Origin of the sequence: Caenimonas koreensis DSM 17982, assembly GCF_009646335.1 — a bacterium.
In the GTDB taxonomy this organism is placed as follows: Bacteria; Pseudomonadota; Gammaproteobacteria; order Burkholderiales; family Burkholderiaceae_C; genus Ramlibacter; species Ramlibacter koreensis.
On sequence record NZ_WJBU01000002.1, the window covers coordinates 375,819 to 393,039 of the forward strand.

Annotated in this window: 17 protein-coding genes; 4 read left to right on the plus strand and 13 right to left on the minus strand. The window is 65.1% G+C overall.

Annotation, left to right across the window (positions count from 1 at the left end):
- Positions 1 to 284: 284 nt before the first annotated feature.
- From GHT07_RS03585 to GHT07_RS03620, 8 genes are read right to left on the minus strand one after another with little or no spacing between them, the layout of a single operon-like run.
- On the minus strand, positions 285 to 722 hold the full coding sequence (locus GHT07_RS03585; RefSeq protein WP_153583669.1) for a nuclear transport factor 2 family protein: 438 nt from the start codon (positions 720 to 722) through the stop codon (positions 285 to 287).
- Positions 719 to 1,513, minus strand: a complete 795-nt coding sequence (locus tag GHT07_RS03590) for an SDR family NAD(P)-dependent oxidoreductase (protein WP_153583670.1) — start codon at positions 1,511 to 1,513, stop codon at positions 719 to 721. The genes GHT07_RS03585 and GHT07_RS03590 overlap by 4 nt, the downstream gene beginning before the upstream one ends.
- On the minus strand, positions 1,510 to 2,061 hold the full coding sequence (locus tag GHT07_RS03595) for a DUF3833 domain-containing protein (RefSeq protein ID WP_153583671.1): 552 nt from the start codon (positions 2,059 to 2,061) through the stop codon (positions 1,510 to 1,512). Before GHT07_RS03595 ends, GHT07_RS03590 begins: the two co-directional genes overlap by 4 nt.
- Positions 2,058 to 3,305 (minus strand): MFS transporter, encoded by a 1,248-nt coding sequence (locus tag GHT07_RS03600; RefSeq protein ID WP_323740776.1) that lies wholly within the window; start codon positions 3,303 to 3,305, stop codon positions 2,058 to 2,060. Before GHT07_RS03600 ends, GHT07_RS03595 begins: the two co-directional genes overlap by 4 nt.
- Entirely contained in the window at positions 3,302 to 3,835 is a 534-nt protein-coding gene (locus GHT07_RS03605; RefSeq protein WP_194792808.1) for a chalcone isomerase family protein, read from the minus strand. Before GHT07_RS03605 ends, GHT07_RS03600 begins: the two co-directional genes overlap by 4 nt.
- Positions 3,836 to 3,843: 8 nt before the next feature.
- On the minus strand, positions 3,844 to 5,070 hold the full coding sequence (locus GHT07_RS03610; protein WP_153583673.1) for a class I SAM-dependent methyltransferase: 1,227 nt from the start codon (positions 5,068 to 5,070) through the stop codon (positions 3,844 to 3,846).
- A complete protein-coding gene (locus tag GHT07_RS03615; protein ID WP_323740777.1) occupies positions 5,067 to 5,816 on the minus strand; it encodes a DUF1365 domain-containing protein in 750 nt (249 codons plus the stop codon). The genes GHT07_RS03610 and GHT07_RS03615 overlap by 4 nt, the downstream gene beginning before the upstream one ends.
- Positions 5,813 to 7,111, minus strand: coding sequence for an NAD(P)/FAD-dependent oxidoreductase (locus GHT07_RS03620; protein WP_153583675.1), 1,299 nt, complete (start codon positions 7,109 to 7,111; stop codon positions 5,813 to 5,815). The genes GHT07_RS03615 and GHT07_RS03620 overlap by 4 nt, the downstream gene beginning before the upstream one ends.
- A gap of 66 nt (positions 7,112 to 7,177) precedes the next feature.
- Between GHT07_RS03620 and GHT07_RS03625 the strand changes: the two genes are divergently transcribed.
- Positions 7,178 to 8,137: a MerR family transcriptional regulator gene (locus GHT07_RS03625; RefSeq protein ID WP_153583676.1), complete on the plus strand. Its 960-nt coding sequence runs from the start codon at positions 7,178 to 7,180 to the stop codon at positions 8,135 to 8,137.
- Positions 8,134 to 8,925 carry a hydroxyacylglutathione hydrolase gene (locus tag GHT07_RS03630; protein ID WP_153583677.1) on the plus strand — a complete coding sequence of 264 codons (792 nt, stop codon included), beginning with the start codon at positions 8,134 to 8,136 and terminating at the stop codon, positions 8,923 to 8,925. The genes GHT07_RS03625 and GHT07_RS03630 overlap by 4 nt, the downstream gene beginning before the upstream one ends.
- Before the next feature lie 27 nt (positions 8,926 to 8,952).
- On the opposite strand, the gene GHT07_RS03635 is transcribed toward GHT07_RS03630, so the two are convergent.
- Together GHT07_RS03635 and GHT07_RS03640 are read right to left on the minus strand one after the other, a co-directional pair.
- The gene (locus GHT07_RS03635) at positions 8,953 to 10,422 is read right to left on the minus strand and encodes a flavin-containing monooxygenase (RefSeq protein ID WP_323740778.1); all 1,470 of its coding nucleotides are present in this window, start codon (positions 10,420 to 10,422) and stop codon (positions 8,953 to 8,955) included.
- The gene (locus GHT07_RS03640; protein ID WP_153583678.1) at positions 10,419 to 11,288 is read right to left on the minus strand and encodes an SDR family NAD(P)-dependent oxidoreductase; all 870 of its coding nucleotides are present in this window, start codon (positions 11,286 to 11,288) and stop codon (positions 10,419 to 10,421) included. The genes GHT07_RS03635 and GHT07_RS03640 overlap by 4 nt, the downstream gene beginning before the upstream one ends.
- 57 nt (positions 11,289 to 11,345) lie before the next feature.
- Between GHT07_RS03640 and GHT07_RS03645 the strand changes: the two genes are divergently transcribed.
- Positions 11,346 to 11,876 carry a hypothetical protein gene (locus GHT07_RS03645; protein ID WP_153583679.1) on the plus strand — a complete coding sequence of 177 codons (531 nt, stop codon included), beginning with the start codon at positions 11,346 to 11,348 and terminating at the stop codon, positions 11,874 to 11,876.
- Between the two features lie 10 nt (positions 11,877 to 11,886).
- Here GHT07_RS03645 and GHT07_RS03650 read toward each other — a convergent pair whose 3' ends face one another.
- Complete coding sequence (locus tag GHT07_RS03650; protein WP_153583680.1) at positions 11,887 to 13,479, minus strand: WS/DGAT/MGAT family O-acyltransferase; 1,593 nt, start codon at positions 13,477 to 13,479, stop codon at positions 11,887 to 11,889.
- 57 nt (positions 13,480 to 13,536) lie between these two features.
- On the minus strand, positions 13,537 to 14,310 hold the full coding sequence (locus GHT07_RS03655; protein WP_153583681.1) for a head GIN domain-containing protein: 774 nt from the start codon (positions 14,308 to 14,310) through the stop codon (positions 13,537 to 13,539).
- A gap of 291 nt (positions 14,311 to 14,601) precedes the next feature.
- Here GHT07_RS03655 and GHT07_RS03660 point away from each other — a divergent pair, with 291 nt between their 5' ends.
- The gene (locus tag GHT07_RS03660; protein WP_228488147.1) at positions 14,602 to 15,144 is read left to right on the plus strand and encodes an RcnB family protein; all 543 of its coding nucleotides are present in this window, start codon (positions 14,602 to 14,604) and stop codon (positions 15,142 to 15,144) included.
- A 12-nt stretch (positions 15,145 to 15,156) separates the two neighbouring features.
- Here the strand turns inward: GHT07_RS03660 and GHT07_RS03665 are convergent, their stop codons facing one another.
- On the minus strand, positions 15,157 to 16,941 hold the full coding sequence (locus GHT07_RS03665; protein ID WP_153583682.1) for a peptide ABC transporter substrate-binding protein: 1,785 nt from the start codon (positions 16,939 to 16,941) through the stop codon (positions 15,157 to 15,159).
- Positions 16,942 to 17,221: the final 280 nt, after the last annotated feature.

Here is a 17,221-nt window from a genome sequence, read left to right on the forward strand (position 1 = left end):
CCACGGGGCCGGGCTCCCTTCTTTACCTGCGGGAAAAGTCCGCCCAACGTCCACAGCCTAAGCAGTGCGGTTGGTGATCAACTCAGTGAAAACCTCTGCGCGTTGTATCGAGCGCAGCGGTGATCACCGAGTAGATATTTAGCCGCTGTGTCCAGGCCTCGGACGTCCGGTGGCCGATTCACGCAGGTAAAGGAGGAGCTCGGCCCCTAGGGCCGGCGGGGGACACGGAGTGAATCGGCCACCGGACGGCCGTGGCCCACCCCCGAACGGCAACATGCAAAAAACTACGTAGCAATCTTCCGCTTCAACCACCGCATCAGCGCGCCCAGCACAGGCAGCTTCTCATAAAGCTCTTCCGCAGCGTCCCAGTAGTCGCGGTGCTCGGCAATGCGGCCGTCATCCGCCAGCATGAGATGCGACGCACCGCGAATCACTTCCTGTTGGCCTGGCTTTGATGACTTGAAACGAAACACCATGTCCCACGCCAGCCAGCACTCACGGCCCTGCGACATGCGATGCCGCACGACAAACTTCGGGTCGTCGAGCGTGTCGAACATGTGGCGAAAAATCTTTTCGATTGCGGGCAGGCCGCGCACCTCATTGAACGGATCCTTGAACAAGGCATCGGGCACGTAGGCATCTTGCAAGCGCACCAGATCGGCACGCGAGAAGCGCTCGAAGAATTCTGCAATGCGATCAGCGTCGGAAATGCGCATCGTCATTTGCCCGTCCCCCGGCGCACGATGGCCTGGTAAATGCGAAACGGCAACAGTGCCAGCAGCTTCATGGGCCAGGTAAATCGATAAGGGTAGTGAATTTCAAAACGGCCATTGCGCCACCCATCGAGCATCTCTTGCGCGGCTTGCTCAGGCGTCATCAGCGCGGGCATCTTGAATTCATTTTGCGCAGTTAACGGTGTTTCGACAAAGCCGGGGTTGACGATGCTCACGCCCAGGCCCTTCGGATGCAAATCGAGATAGAGCACTTCAGCCAGGTGAATGAGCGCCGCCTTGGTGGGGCCGTACCCCAGGCTCAGCGGCAGGCCGCGAAAGCCCGCAACGCTGCCCAGCAAACTGATGTGGCCCGAGCCCGCGCGCAGCATCGGCGCGAGCACCGCATCCAGCACGTTCAGCGCACCGACATAGTTCACGCTCTGGTGGCGCAGTGCCTCTTGCAAGTCGAAGTGCGTGGCTTCGAGGGCCTTGTAGTAGCCCGCCGCGAGCACGACCATGTCGAGCGGCCCCAACGCAAAGATCGCGTCTGCTGCAGCGCGCACCTGCGCGGCTTCGGCGACATCGAGCGGCCATGCCATGGCGCCGGGATGCGCGGCGACAAAGCTCGCAAGCGCGTCGGCTTTGCGCGCAGAGACATGCACCGTGGCACCCGCAGCGTGAAGCGCCGCCGCTGTTGCCAGGCCGATGCCCGTGGAGGCGCCCACGATCCACACGCGCTGGCCACGCCAGTCCACCAGGCATGGATTGGCGGTGCCCACAATGCGGTTCCACCAGCTCATGACCGGCGTGTGAAGGAGAGCGTTACTTCGCCGAGCGTGATGCCGAACTTGGTCATCACGGTCTTGTTGAGCAGCACGCGGTCGCTCATCAGGTACATCCAGTCGTCCATCTGCACGTTCCAGACTTTGCCGTCCACAGGCAGCGCCAGCGTGTAGTTCCAGCGCAGCGCGTTGCCGCGCGCCTGGCCCTGCGCTTCGCCCACCACGTCGTCAGCGCGGCCGCTGTAGCGGCCGTCGGCCAGTTTCGTGATGGTCCATACGCGGCGCTGCTTGGTGCCGTCCGAGTACGTGAAGTCTTCATCGAGCGTGCCCGTGTTGCCTTGCCACTTGCAGTCGAGCACGACGGTGAATCGCTTGACGACCTTGCCTGACCGGTCGGTGAACATGCCCCACGCATCGATGGTGCCGTTGAAGTACGTCTGCAAGTCGAGCGCCGGACGCTCGGCCGCGTAGTCGGAGATTTCGGGTGAAGCGCAGCCGGAAATGGCTGCGACGGACAGTGCCGATGCGGCCACAAGCATGCGCCGCCGCGAGAAGTGATGAGTCATGAGGAGCCTCCAGGGCGTATCAGGTTGAAGTAAAGAAGGGCGCCCGCCGCGCACTTGAGCAGGCAGGGCAGCAGGCAATAGGCGAGTGTGAGCGCGGTGAGTGCTTCAGGCGTACGCACGCCAGGTGCGTAGCCAGCGAAGCCGAGCACCGGCAGGGCAACGCCGGCGGCCAGCGCCAGGTTCAGCTTGGTCGCGAAGTTCCACCAGCCGAAGAAGATGCCTTCGCCACTGCCGCGCAGGCCCGCCTTCTCGATCACGCTCGCGAGCAACGCACTCGGCAGCGCCAGGTCGGTGCCCAGCGCGATGCCGGACAACGCGCAGATCGCGATAAAGGCCGCGCCGTCTCCCTGGCCGAGCGTGCTGGCACCGATGAACACGCACACTGCCAGCGCCATGCCGGCGAGCCACGTGCGCGCAAGCCCGATGCGCGTCACCAGCCGCACCCACAGCGGTATCGACAAAGCCGCGCACAAAAAATAGCTGCCTAGAAACAGCGGCTCTTGCGAAGGCGGCGCCTGCAGGCGGTCCTGCACGAAGAACAGCACGAGCGTCGCAGGCACCGCGCTGGCGATGCCGTTGAGCAGGAACACCGCCAGCAGCTGGCGAAATGGCGCGTGGCGAAACGGCGTGCGCCAGTCCACGCGCTCGCGCTGTTGTGGTTGCGCCTGTGGCCGTGCGGACCGCGACCATGCCCACCAGCCCGCTGCAAGCGCTGCGCAGAGCACGCCTGTGGTCACTGGCAGGCCCGCGAGCACTGGCAACACGGAAGCGAGCAGCACGCCGACCAGGCCGAGCCCTTCCCGCCAGGCAAACACGCGGCTGCGCTCGCTGTCGTCGCCGCCGAGCATCGCACCCCACGACTGGTGCGCAACGGTGAGGATGCTGTAGGCCGCATACGTCAGCACAAGCCCCGCTGCGATCCACCCGAGCAGGGCAGACGCGCCGAGCCGGGGCGGAAAGAAGAGCCACGCGAAGCCCGCCGCGAGCGCTACAGCGGCTGCGGCCGATGTGGCGAGCACCGCCTGCGCCGAGCGCGCGAAGAGCTTGTCGATCCACGCGCCAATCCATGGGTCCACCACGGCGTCAAGCAGGCGCACCACCAGCAGCACAGCACCCAACGCCGCCAGCGAAACACCGAACTCGCGCGCATAAAAGTTCGGCAGCTGCACATACAGCGGCAACGCTACAAAGGCGAGCGGCAGCCCTAGCAGGCCGTAGCGCCAGCCGGCGCTGGGCAGGTTCACGGCGGCGTGTCTGCGAGCAAGGCCGCGCGCAGCTTGGGCTGCGATGTCGCGGTGCCGAGCCAGATGGCGAAGAACATCCTGGCGAACTGCGGATCGGCCACTTCCCCAACGGGTTTGCCGTTGATGAGAAAGCTCGCGCCGCGCCCTGGCTGGTTCACGCCCACGATGCGGTCGCCGGCCACGAAGTCGTGCAGCAGCGGCCTGAACTGGGCCTCCCATCGCGCAGCTGTCTCCGGCGCGATCGGTCCCACGCGGCGCATCTGCTCGAGCGACGTACGCACGATGTCGTCAGCGCGAAAGCTGCGCTGGTAAGTCAGTTCAAGCGCGAAGGCATGCCGGTCGAAGTGGCGCTGCGTGAAGTCAGGCGCCACCCACAGCCGCGCGTCGTACGCGGAAATGCCGAACCACGTCAGCCGCCCCTCGCCGGCGAACCGCGCGGAAGGCATGGTCGAGGTGAGGGCCGATGGCAATGCCCACACGCGCTCCGACGCTGATGCCACGGCGGGCGATGCAGGGGCAATGCCCAGCACCGAGCAGATCAGGAACGCTTGCGCAGCGTGTATTGCACGACGTCCGTGTTGCCCTCGGCAAAGGCCGCTTCGCAATAGGCGAGATAGAACTCCCATAGTCGTATGAACCTTTCGTCGAAGCCAAGCTGATGCACTTCCTGCTGCTGGTGCATGAAGCGCTCGCGCCAGTATTTGAGCGTCAACGCGTAGTCCTGGCCGAACGAGAACTGCTCGACCACTTCAAGGCCGGCCTCGCGTGCATGACGCTCGAACTCCGCGGGGCACGGCAGGCAGCCGCCTGGAAAAATGTATTGCTGGATGAAGTCGGTGCCCGCGATGTAGCGCGGCCAGAGCGCGTCGTCCATCACGATCGACTGGATGCACGCAAAGCCGCCGGGCTTGAGTGCCGATGCGATCTTGCCGAAGTAGCTCGGCCAGTATTCGCGGCCGACGGCTTCCACCATTTCAATGGAGCAGACCGCGTCGTAAGGGCCGTCGCTGATGTCGCGGTAGTCCTGCAGGCGCAGGTCGGCGCGCTGCGACAAGCCGGCGTCTGTCAGGCGCTGGTTGGCGAATGCCAGTTGCTCGTGCGACAGCGTCACGCCCGTGACGTGTGCGCCGAAGTCGCGAGCGCCCATCTCGGCCAGCGCGCCCCATCCGCAGCCGATCTCCAGCACACGGTCGCCCGGCTGCACGCCTGCGGCGGTGAGCGCGCGCCGGACCTTCGCCTCCTGCGCCTGGCTCATGGTGAGCGTCGTATCGCCGGCGAAGAGCGCCGACGAATAGTTCATCGTGTCGTCGAGCCAGAGCCGGTAGAAGTTGTTGCCCAGGTCGTAATGCGCCTCGATGTTGCGGCGGCTGCCGCTGCGGCTGTTGCGGTTGAACAGGTGCCGCATGCGGTACGCAAAGCGCCCCCACCAGCTGCCGTACACCACGCGCTCGATGGCCTGCCGGTTGCGCACCAGCAGGCGCATCAGGTCGGCCAGCGATGGTGTCGTCCAGTCGCCGGCCAGGAAGGTTTCGGCCATGCCGATATCCCCGCTGGCAAGCGCCGCGCCGAACACGTTCCAGTTGTGCAGCGTGGCGAACGCATGGGCATCGCCTTCGCCGAAGACGCGCGTCTCACCATTGGGCAGTCGCAGCGTGAGCGTGCCGCCTTCCAGGCCAGCCAGCTGATGCAGCACGAGGCGCGCCGCAGTGGGCGGCGTTGGCGGTATGGCGCCTTGCTTGTAGTCGGAGGAGGTCGTTGTGTTCATCGGCTCTGGGGCAAATGGCGGACAAAGGGGACGCGCGCCATCCACAGGCGGGCGGCCTGCCAGTGGATGCGCGCCGTGATGGCAAGCGTGAGGATCGGGTGCTGCCAGACGGCCCGGCGCAGCGCGCGTGCCGTGACCGGCTCGAGCTCGCCGCTGACGCTGGTCTGCAGCAGCGGGCCGGTTTCGTCGTCATGGTCGATGCGCACGATCGTGTTTTCGCGCTGGCCCGTCAGCCAGAAGCGGAAGCGGTACGAGCCCTCCACCTTGCAGAACGGCGACACGAAGAACGCCTTGGGCGCGGCGATTTCGCGGCCCCAAGCGGGTTCATCCAGCACATAGCAGTGGCGTTCGCCGTGCGTGTTGTTCACCTCGACCACGATGGCGCGCAAGGAGTCGTCGGCGCGGTGGCAATACCAGAAGCTCACGGGCTTGAATGCGTAGCCCAGCATGCGCGGATAGCAGTGCAGCCACGCTTCGCCGTCGGCGTCATGGATGTTGTGCAGGGCGAGCAGCTCGTCCAGCCAGCCGAGCGAATTGGCGCGCCCGTCGCCGTGGTCGCTGTCGTGAAAACTGATAATGCCGCGCCGGTTGTGTGCAAGCGCCGACGGACCATCCCCCGCGGCCTTCAACGCATGCATCGCCCGCATCGGCAGCAGCAGGAAGAATGTGGGATAGGCGAACGCGTGCTCGACGGGCTTGAGCCGCTTGTGCCGCACCTGGCCAAATCCGATCAGCGGTGCATTCACAAGCTGGCCTCGGCAGCTTCTTGCATCCGGCTTCGAAGCAGTAGCGACTTGGCGGCGGCCTGGCCCGAAACAAGCCCGTCTTCGTGAAAGCCAAAGCCCGTCCACGCGCCGCAATACCAGGTGTTGTGCAACCCCTGGAGGCTCTGCAGCTGAGCCTGTGCGCGCACGGCCGCCCCATCGAGGATGGGGTGGGCGTAATCGAATTCGCGCACGATGCAGCGCGGATCGATCGGGCGCAGCGGATTGAGCGACACGATGACGGGTTTGCTCCACGGCAACGGCTGCAGCTTGTTGATCAGGTAGTGCACGCACACATCGCCCGGCGAGTGGGCTGCACTCTCGTAGTTCCATGCCGCCCATGCGCGGGGGTTGGATGGCAGCACGCTCGCATCGGTGTGCAGCACCGCGCGGTTGCCCTGGTAGCGGATCGCGCCGAGCAACTCAGCCTCCTGCTTCGTCGGGTCAGCCAGCAGGCCGAGCGCCTGGTCGGGGTGCGTCGCAATCACCACACGGTCGAACGACTCGCAGCCCGCGTCTGTCTTGACGAGCACGCGCCCCGGTTCGCGCACGACTTCGCGAACGGCGGCACTGCGGCGCGCCTGCGGCAAGCCCGCGATGATCTTCTCGACATACTGGCGCGAGCCCCCTTGCACAGTGAACCACTGGGGACGGTTGGCGATCTGCAGCAAGCCGTGGTTGTCGCAAAAGCGAAGCAGCGGGCCGACGGGAAACTTGAGCACTTCGCTCATGGGGCTGCTCCAGATGCAGCCGACCATCGGCAGGAGATACCAGTCGCGCAACTCGTCGCCAAAGCGGTTGGCTCGCAGGAAATCGCCCAGGGGCTGGTCGTTGTCGGGCAGATCAGCGCGCACCAGCCGCGTGGCGAGCGAATTGAAGCGCAGCAGGTCGCGCAGCATGGCCCAGAACCGCGGGCGCAGCAGATTGCGTTTCTGGCTGAAGACACTGGCCAGGTCGGTGCCGCTCCACTCCAGGTCATCGCCGTCCATCGCGCCGGGCACCTGCACCGAGAACGACATGTCGGATTTGACGGTGGTAACGCCGAGTTCGGCGAACAGGCGGATCAAGCCGGGGTAGGTGCGCTCGTTGTAGACGAGAAAGCCTGTGTCCACGCCGTGCGTCACGCCGTCGAGCGTGAGGTCCACCGTGTGCGCATGGCCGCCGAAGCGCGCATCAGCTTCAAACAGCGTGACGGACGCATTCCAGCGCAGCAAATGCGCTGCCGACAGGCCGGAAATACCGCTGCCGATCACGGCAATCTTGAGCTGTGAGTGCATCTTGGTTGAATCAGAATTTCTGTTTGTCATACTACAATAACACCGCTCGCCCATGTGTCCCATCCGATGAATACCAGTACGCAACCCGACGGCAAATGGATGTCGATCGCCGAGGTTGAGCGGGAAACCGGCCTGCCGCGCGCCACCGTGCGCATGTGGGAGCGGCGCTACGGATTTCCGGCGCCTGCGCGCGACGAGCGCGGCGAGCGCAGTTACGACGCGGCGCAAGTGGCCCAGTTGCGGCTGATGCAGCGGCTGGTCCAGCAGGGCCACCGCCCTGCCAAGCTGGTCGCCGCTGGAGCGCAGGGCATTCGCGAGCTGGCCGCGCCGGCCCCCGCCGCCCGCTCCCGTGCCGCGAGCCCGCAAGCCGCAGCGCTGTTGCGTGTGGTCAAGCAGCATGACGTGGACCAGCTCAAGTTGCAGCTGCTGGCGTGTCTGCGGCGGGTCGGGCTTGAGCAATTCGTCGCTGCGCAGCTGCCTGCGTTCAACGCACTGATCGGGGATGCCTGGTCATCGGGCGAGCTGCAGGTGCATGAGGAGCACCTGTATTCGCATGTGGTGTACGACGTTGTCCGGGAGGCCATCGCTGCCGTGGCCCAGCCCGTGCGTGACGAAGCCCCGCTGGTCCTGCTCACGACGGTGCCGCAGGAATATCACGGGCTGGGGTTGTTGATGGCACATGCCATGTTCGCGTTGCAGGGCTGCCAGGTTGTCTCGCTGGGCGTGCGACTTCCGCTTGACCAGATTGCGGCTGCAGCGCAGGCCTACAAGTCGGACCTGGTCGGGTTGAGCTTCACGGGGGCGCTGGGCACGGCGCATGTTCTGCGCAGCCTGGAAGAGTTGCGCGGCATGCTGCCGCCGCAGGTGCGGCTCTGGGCGGGCGGCAGCAACCCTGCGCTGCACAAGCGCACCATTGCCGGCGTGCGTTCCATCAAGGATGTGCTGGCCATACCGGCCATGCTGGCCGAGGACTTCGCGTTGCCCCCTGTGGCTGCCGCGCGGGCGGCGCGTAAACTGGCCGCATGATCGTCGAAAGAATCTGGACCGCGAATTCGTTTCGCAACTTCAACTACCTGGTCGCCTGCCCTGACACGGGTGAAGCCCTGGCGATCGATCCGCTCGATCATGAAAAAACGCTCGCAACCGCGCGCGCCAAGGGCTGGCAGATCACCCAGGTGCTCAACACGCACGAGCACCACGATCACATTGGCGGTAACGCCGCTGTCGTGGCTGCCACGGGCGCGAAGGTCATCGCCCACCACCGCGCTGCCAAACTCATCCCAGGCGTTGACCGCGGTGTCGGCGCCGGCGACGTGATCAAGGTGGGCAAGCGCGTCGAGCTCGAATGCATGGACACGCCGGGCCACACCATGTGCCACATCTGCCTGCGCTCGCACACCGATGAGCCGGCGCTGTTCTCGGGCGACACGCTGTTCAACGCCGGGGCGGGCAATGTGCACAACGGCGGCAACGTGGCCGACCTGTACGCCACCTTTGTGGACCAGATCGACAAGCTGCCCGCGAACACGCGCATCTACCCGGGCCACGACTACATCGAGAACAACCTGAAGTTCACGCTCGCACGCGAGCCGGGCAATGAAGCCGCGCAGGCATTGCTCGCCCAGGTGACAGGGCAGGACCCGGCGCATGCGCTCGTCACCACGCTCGCCGACGAAAAGCGCATCAACACATTCATGCGTCTGGACAGCGCGGGCGTGATCACACGGCTGCGCGAAGACTTCCCCGACCTGCCGGCCCAGCCGGACGCGAAGACGGTGTTTTCGAAGTTGCGGGAACTGCGCAACAGGTGGTGAAGCACCAGCCTGGCGCCGAATGCAGCGTCAGCGGGAAGCCCCACGAGCCAGCCGCAGCACGCCGTCGCGCAGGCGCGCAAATTTCAGCGTGAGCAGGTCGAGGAAATAGTTCTGGTACATGCGCCACGGCGTGCGGTCCCCCTGCCGTGGCAGCGTTGCGGCCGCGCGCTGGATGTAGCCTGACGACAGATCGATGGCCGGGCCGCTTGCCGCCAGCGAATCATCATGAACGGGCACGCACGTGTCGAGGCCCGTTGCCTGCATCTCATTGAGCAGGCGGCACACATAGCGCGCCGACAGCTCGCACTTCAGCGTCCACGACGCATTCGTGTAGCCGGTGGCGACGGCCAGGTTGGGCACGCCGCTGTACATCGTGCCGCGATAGACAAATGACTTCGATGCATCAACAGCAGCGCCATCGATCGTGATGGCCGCGCCGCCCAGCATCTTCAGCCGCAGGCCCGTCGCCGTGACCACCACATCGGCGTCCAGCGCTTCGCCGGACGCAAGCTTCAATCCGTCCGGTGTGAAGCGCTCGATGTCCCCCGTGACGATGTCTGCCTTGCCGCTGCGCACCGCCTGGAAGAAGTCGCCATCGGGCGCGATGCACAAGCGCTGGTCCCATGGGTCGTAGCGCGGCGACAGGTGCCGGGCGACATCGAAATCCGCGCCGAGGTAGCGCCGCGCGCCTTTGCTGATCAACCGCTTCATGGCCTCGGGCCAGCGCCGCGAGAACTGGAAGAGCAGCGTCGCGCCCACAATGTTCTTCCAGCGCACCATCCGGTGTGCGGCAAGCGGCGGCAACCATTGGCGCAGCTTCGCGCCTATCGCATCGTGCGCAGGCAGCGCAATGATGTAGCTCGGCGAGCGTTGCAGCATCGTGACGTGGGCTGCGCGCGTGGCCATCGCGGGCACGAGCGTGATGGCCGTGGCACCACTGCCGATGACCACGACGCGCTTGCCGGTGTAGTCGAGGCTTGCCGGCCACTGCTGCGGATGCACGATCGTGCCCTTGAATTCATCGCGGCCTTGCCACTGCGGCTCGTAACCCGATTCATAGTCGTAATAACCGCTGCAAAAAAACACGAAGCGGCATTCGATGCGCGCAGTCACGCCCTGGCTGCTGAGCGTGCTCACACACCAGCGGGCACGCTGCGAATCCCAGTCAGCGCCCGTGACGCGTATACCAAACCGGATGTGGCGCTCGATGCCTTCTTCGCGCGCGGTGGCTGCAACATAGTCGCGAATCGTGGTGGCCGACGCGAACATGGCGTTGTCAGCCCAGGGCCTGAAGCTATAGCCCAGCGTGGACATGTCCGAATCGGAGCGCACGCCCGGGTAGCGGAACAAGTCCCAAGTGCCGCCGATGGCGCTTCGGCTTTCGAGGATGGTGTAGCTGCGCGATGCGCAGAGCGTCTGCAGGTAGTGGCCCGCGGCGATGCCTGACAGGCCGGCGCCGACAACGACGACATCCACGAAATCAGTCGTATTGCTCACTGGGCGGCGCTTGCAGGCGATGACATCTGCGCACGGATGCGTCGCACCTTGTGCATCACGAGCTTGCGGTAGCCGGGGCCGAGCAGTCGCGTGACGATGTCCATGAAGCGGGCATCCGGCCCGACGAGCACACGTGGCGCGTTGCGCTCGACGCCGCGCAAAATCTGTAGCGCCGCCGATTCAGGCGTGGTGACTTGCAGCAGCTTCGACATGAATTCGCGCTGGCGTTGCTCGTCGCCGCCGTTTTTCGCCACCATGGCCGGGTCCATGCGGGCGGCTCGCGCAATGTTGGTGCCCACGCCGCCGGGGTGCACGCACGTCACGCTCACGGGCGCGCCTTCGAGCTCAAGCTCCATGCGCAGCGCCTCGGTATAGCCGCGCACGGCGAACTTGCTCGCGTTGTAGGCAGAAGAGCCTGGCATCGCCATGATCCCGAAGAGGCTGGAGATGTTCACGATGTGCCCCTGCCCGCTTGCGCGCAAGTGCGGCAGAAAAGCTTGCGTGCCGTTGATCACGCCCCAGAAGTTGATGCCCATCAACCATTCGAAGTCGGCGGGCGTCGTGTGTTCGGCTGACGCGCTGAGTGCGACGCCCGCGTTGTTGAAAATCATGTGGACGTTGCCGAACGCATCGCGTGTCTTCGATGCCCAGGCAATGAACGCTGCACGGTCAGCAACATCGAGCACATCGGCTGCGGCCTTCGCACCCAGCGCTTGCGCCATCGAGGCCGTCTCCTGCACACGCGCTGCGTTGATGTCCGCCAGCGCCAGCGCGCAGCCCCGGCGCGCGAGTTCGAGCGCGAGCGCCCGGCCAATGCCTGAACCTGCGCCCGTGATGGCGGCCACTTTTGCCTTGGTGATCTTCATCGTGCAATCAGCCCCGCTGTGTTGTCGCCGCAGTGTAAGCCGGGTCTAATCAGGCGCATGTTCAAGCGATTGCTGGCCTCGCCCCTTGTGCAGATCGTCCTGTGCGTGGCGGCCTATCTGGCGGTGACGTGGCGCATGGGGCCGACAGCCATGGTGATCAGCAGTCCGCTGCTGGGCGCGGCGATTGCGTTGCCACTGATCAACCTCGCCTGCGGTCTTCGCCACCGCGCGCGGGCGGCCACGTGGCTGCCAGTGCATGGCAAGCACTATGTGTTTCGCGGTGTGACCATCAATGTGATCGAAGACGATGACTATTGCCGCTGGCTGCGCCTGGCCGATGCGCGAAAGGTGTTCCCGATTTCCGCGACCGAGCGTGTGCTGGCCATCTCGTTCCCCGATCGCGTCAAGTCGTTCGGCAATGCGCGCGACGCCTATTTGCGCGACGACGCGATGATCGAACTCCTGGCGAGGCAAACTGATGCGACGGCGTTGCGCTTTCGCACATGGATAGACCGCACGATCTTCATGCCGGGGCAAAAGGTGCGAAGCGACCGGGGCATACGGCCAGAGCCGCCGGTCACTGCATGACGCCGTGCTGCTAAGCAGCCTTTGCCGCACGCGGCGCGCGTTTGCGCGCAGGTTTGGCAGCAGGTGCCTTGCTGCTGGCAACCACACTCAGCTTGGCCTTGCTGCGCGGCGCGCGCGGCTTTGCTGCGGCGGGCGCTGCAGTCGCAGCCGATGCGACGGGCGCGGCGATGGCAGCAGGCGCTGCTTCCAGCGAGCGCGCCACCTCCAGCAGCTTGCGATGCTCGGCGAGCAAGGAATCGGCGAGATCGGCGATGTCCGGCAGCGCGCGGCGGCAGCCGATCAGGCCGTAGTCGAGCCGGCCGTTGTAGCTTTGCACGGTGACGTTCAGCGCCATGCCGTGCGCGGGAATGCTCACTGGGTAGTAGCTGATGATCTTCGCGCCCGCGAAATACAGCTGCGTCTGCACGCCGGGCACATTCGAGATGATCACGTTCGCAATCGGCGGAATGACATTGGCCAGGCGCGAGCGCCCGTACAGCGATGCCAGCCCCGACAGCAGCCAGGGCGCGGCCAGCATCGGGAAGTCCGTCGGAATGGCCGACTTCACCTTGCCCATCATCGCCTTCATCTCCACCGATGCTTCGGCGATGCGCTTGAGCCGCTGCAGCGGCTCGGGCAGATCGGTGGCGAGCGTCATGCGCACCATGCTCACCTGGTTGTTGGCCGACTCGTCGCCCGCCGTGCGCAGGCTGACGGGCACAGCAGCCAGCAGGGGCTTTTCGGGCAGCTCGCGATGGCTGTTGAAGTAGTCGCGCAAGGCGCCGGCCACGGTCGCCATCACGACGTCATTGAGGGAAGTGCCCGTGCGCTTGGCGATCTCCTTGACTTCGGCCAACGGCACCGTGCGCGCTGCAAACCGGCGCTGGTTGGTGATGGCCACGTTGATCGACGTGCGCGGCGCGAAGAAGTCAGCGCTGTTCGGCAGCGACCAGTTGCGCCTGCCGTTCTCGTCTTTTTCCGGCAGCAAGGTGGTCTTCGCGGCCGCGGCGAGCGAAGGCAATGCCTTGACCAGCTTCACGACCTGCCGCGCCGTGTTGGTGGCAGCTGCACTCAGAAGCTCGGCCACGCCCAGCTGGTAGTCGTTACGCCGCAGTTTCGGGCGCGGCGGCTTGACGCGGCGGCCCGACGGCTCGGTGTCGAGAATCGCGCGGCCCAGTGCAACACCGGCCTGGCCGTCCAGGCGCGCATGGTGCACCTTGGTGTACAGCGCGACTTCGCCGCTGCGCAGGCCGTCGATGATGAAGAACTCCCACAGCGGGCGGCTGCGGTCAAGCAGTGTCGAATGCAGGCGCGCCACGTACTGCTGCAACTGCGCGTTGCTGCCCGGCTTGGGCAGCGTGATGTGGCGGATGTGATGGTCCAGGTCGATGTCGTCGTCTTCCACCCACACCGGGTCGGCCAGGTCGAAAGGCATCAACGCCAGCTTGCGCGTGAACACATCAGCGGTGTGCAGCCGCTCGGCCAGGTACTTCTTGACGTTCTCGAAGAAGTCGCCTGAGTACCCCGGCGGCAGCTCAAGGATGTTCAGCGAGCCTACGTGCATGGGCATCTCGGGCGATTCGAGATGCAGGAAGGCGGCGTCGATTCCGCTGAGATGGTTCATGGCGATGTCCCCAAACGCTGTGCGATTGGGGATTTTGCGCCATTGCCGCGCTGGAAATTACTGCGGTGCAGCACCCATGCGCTTGATGCGCCCCGAGCCGACCACGCTGCTGCTGGTCTTCGGGTCGCCGTAGTAACTCACGTCGCCCGAACCCGCGATGGATGTTTGCAGCGTGCCCGTCGTCCAGAGCGTGGCCGAGCCGGAGCCGCCAATGCTCACGCTGGCGTCCTCTGCCTTGAGCCCGCGCGCCCGCACATCGCCGGACCCGCCGATGGAGATGGAGAGCTTGCGCGTCGAGCCGCCGCCGAGCTTGATGGCGCCGCTGCCACCAATCGCCGCTTCCACGGCGTCGCTCTGCAGCTGCTTCACCTCGATCGAGCCGCCGCCGCCAATGCCCAGATGCAGCTTGGGTGAGCGAAGCGAATCCGCGGTGATGGAGCCCGAGCCGCCAATGCCCAGGTCCGATATCTCCTTGGCGTTGACGATGATCTCCAGCTTCTTCGACTCGATGTCGAGGTGGCGGCGAGAAGCGCGAAGTTGCAACGCGCCATCTTCGATCACGCTGGCGACCAGCGGCAGGATGTTCTCGTCGCCTTCGATCACGACGCTCTCGACATTGCCGATGCGCACTTCGACCTGTGCGGGCAGCGACAGCTCGACGCCCGTGAAGTGGCCGAGCGCCCGCTCCTGCATCTTGACGATGCCGTTGCCCTTGACGGTGTCGCCGCCAAACCAGCCTGCGAAAGCGCTGGCGCTGGCGCAGCTCAAGACGATCGCAAGGCCAGCTGCGACGACGCGGTGGCTGCGCGGTGTGATGTGGGGGCTATGCATGGTGAAGTCCTTTCAAGGCCGGTCGTGCTGATGGAGCGGAATTTAGGGGCCCCTCGTGGCGGCTGCGAGCGGCTTGCGATGGAGCGCTGCAAATGCGCGACAGCCCGCAGTTTCCGGCGATGGGCGTCGGCGTTGCCAGCCCATCTGTAGGCCCGGATGCCGCCGCCGTGACGGACGTGAGCCCGAGTTGCCAGAAGTGTCTGCCGCTTTGCATCAGCTTTGCATGCGCTTTGCGTCAGGTGCACAACCGCAGGTGCAATATGCAAGCTCATTTCAACCGGAGCCATCCATATGAAAAACATGAAAGCCATGTCCGTCGCCGTCGCTGCCGTCATGGGTCTTGCCTCGGTGCCTTCCTTCGCGCAAGGCAGCGGCATCGACGCCGACCGGCAGGGCGTCGTCCAGGGCCGCGACCTGCGCGCCAGTCAACGCGGTGAGCAGCGCAGTGAGCCACGCGCCGACCAGCGACGCGACAACCGCTGGAACGCCCGCGTGGACGACCGTGGCAACTACCGGGGTGACTACCGCGGCGACCGCCGTGATGAGTACCGGGGTGACTACAGGGGTGACTATCGGGGTGACTACAGGGGCAACAGCGGCTGGGACGCACGCACCAACCAGCGCTACGAGACCTACGGCGCGCGCGGCCCCGAGTGGCGCCGCGGTGGCCACATCCCCCACCAATACCTCAATCGCCAGTACTACGTGAATGACTGGCGCGGCCATCACCTGAACGCGCCGCCACGCGGCTACCAGTGGGTGCAGGTCGGCAGCGACTACGTGCTGATTGCCATTGCGACAGGCATCATCGCGAGCCTGATTCTGAACCAGTAACGGCCGTGACGCTCAAGCCACGCGGTACCAGCTGTGAAGCCCCGCGAGGTCGTTGTCCCACGGGCTGGTCCACACGGACAGCTTGTTGGCAACGCCCACGACCCGCGTGCGGCTGATCAGCGGCACGGCGGGCACGTCGCGCGCTATCAGGTCGTTCATCGCGATGATCGTGGCCGCGCGCTTGACCGGGTCCATCTCGACTTCTGCTGCGCGGTAGAGCTTGTCGAACTCGGGGCTGACATAGCGCGAGCCATTGCGGCCTTGCCATTTGTTCGCCTTCGACGCGACTTCCCACGAAACAAACCGGTCGAGCATGCGCAGCGGGTCAGCCGCGCCCATCGTCACCGCATACATCTGCAAGTCCGCGATGAACTTGCCGTTGGTGTCCGGGTTGGCCACATCGGTTGAGAAGAACACGGCGCCTGTCACGGCCTTGAGTTCCATCTCGATACCCGCCTTCTGGCAGGCCTGCTTGATCACGGCTTGCTCTTTCTGCCGCAAGCCATTCACCGACGTTTGAAACACGAGTTTGAGGCGCCTTCCATTCTTCGCGCGAATGCCGTCAGCGCCTTTCTTCCAGCCCGCCCCGTCGAGCAATGCATTGGCCTTGTCGATATTGAACTCGTGCTTCGAGTTCGGTGAGCGAAAGCGCGCTGGCGCATTGACGAAGTTGGCCGTGGCGGTGCCCGTGCGGCCATAAATGAATTCCTGGATGCCTTTGCGGTCCACCAGCAGTGCAAAGGCGCGCCGCACATTCACGTCGGCAAAGGCAAAGTGGCGCGTCTTCACGCTCGAGCGCTCGCCATCGACATCCGTCCACGGGTCGCTCAGGTTGATCTGCACGAACTCGAGGTCGCCCGTGGGCACGATGTGCGCGCGGCCCTTGCCGCCATCTTCCATTCGTTTGAGCACCTCGTCTTCCACCTGCAGGTTCCACGCGAAATCGAATTCGCCCGTTTGCAGCACGGCACGCGCAGCCGACGAAGCGTCGCCGCCGCCCTTGAGCTCCAGCGTGTCGAAGTGCGGCCGGTTGGGCATGTGGTAGTTCATGTTGATCTCAGCGCGCACGAGATCGCCCGGCTTGAAGTCCACGAACTTGAAGGGGCCCGTGCCCACCGGCTTGAGATTGGCTGGCGCCTCGCGCGACTTTGCGCCGATGTAGGGGGCGAACAGGTGTTTAGGTATGAGGCCCGCGGTGCCATGCAAGGCCCAGAACGGTGTCGGCGCAGGAAAGGTCACGCGCACGGTGTAGTCATCGACCTTTTCCATCTTGATGTTGGTCATCGTGCCGCTGGTGACGGCTGCGGTGGCGGGGTCGCGCCCGTATTCCCAGTTGAAGACGACGTCATCGGCGGTGAAGGGCTTGCCGTCATGCCATTGCACGCCTTGCTTGAGCTGCCACGTGACCGTGCGGCCATCTTTGGACACGCCGCCGTTCGCCTGCGTTGGCACCTGTGCGGCGAGCACCGGAACCATGTTGCCCTCCGGGTCGAACACGACCAGCGCTTCATAAAAGATCTGGCATGCCTCGATGTCTTTGGTCCCCGTGGCGAAGTGCGGGTTGAGCAAAGTCGGGCCCTGCCAGAACAGCAGCTTGAGCGGGCCGCCACCGCCGCGCCGGGTGGGCTTGTAGGGGATGGCTGTGCTCTGCGCTTGTGCCCCGCCTGAGTGCATGAGCAGTTGCGCCGCGAGCGGCGCAGCCAGCCCCAATGCGGCCATGCGGGTGATGAAGGCACGGCGCGCAAGCCGGCCGCCACGCACGTCAGCAATCAGGTCGCGCAATTCGCATTCATTCATTTGGGTGGTCCTTCGGCAGCGTCAAAGCAAGTCCATAGATCATGCCAACAGATGGAGCAGGTGATGGGGCGGGTTTGTGAGATAGCGCGCGCAGCCTCTGGCTTGAGCCAGCTCTGCAAGAGCCGTTATAGTCCGCATTCCAAAAAAAGTGTTCAGGGAGTGGACGGTGAAGAAAACCGTGAGTGTGGCAGCGGCCACCGCGTGGCGCTGCGTCATCGCGCTTGTGATGTTTGTTGTGTCGGGCATTGCGCCCGCGCAGCAGCCCGTGCAGTTTGGCGGG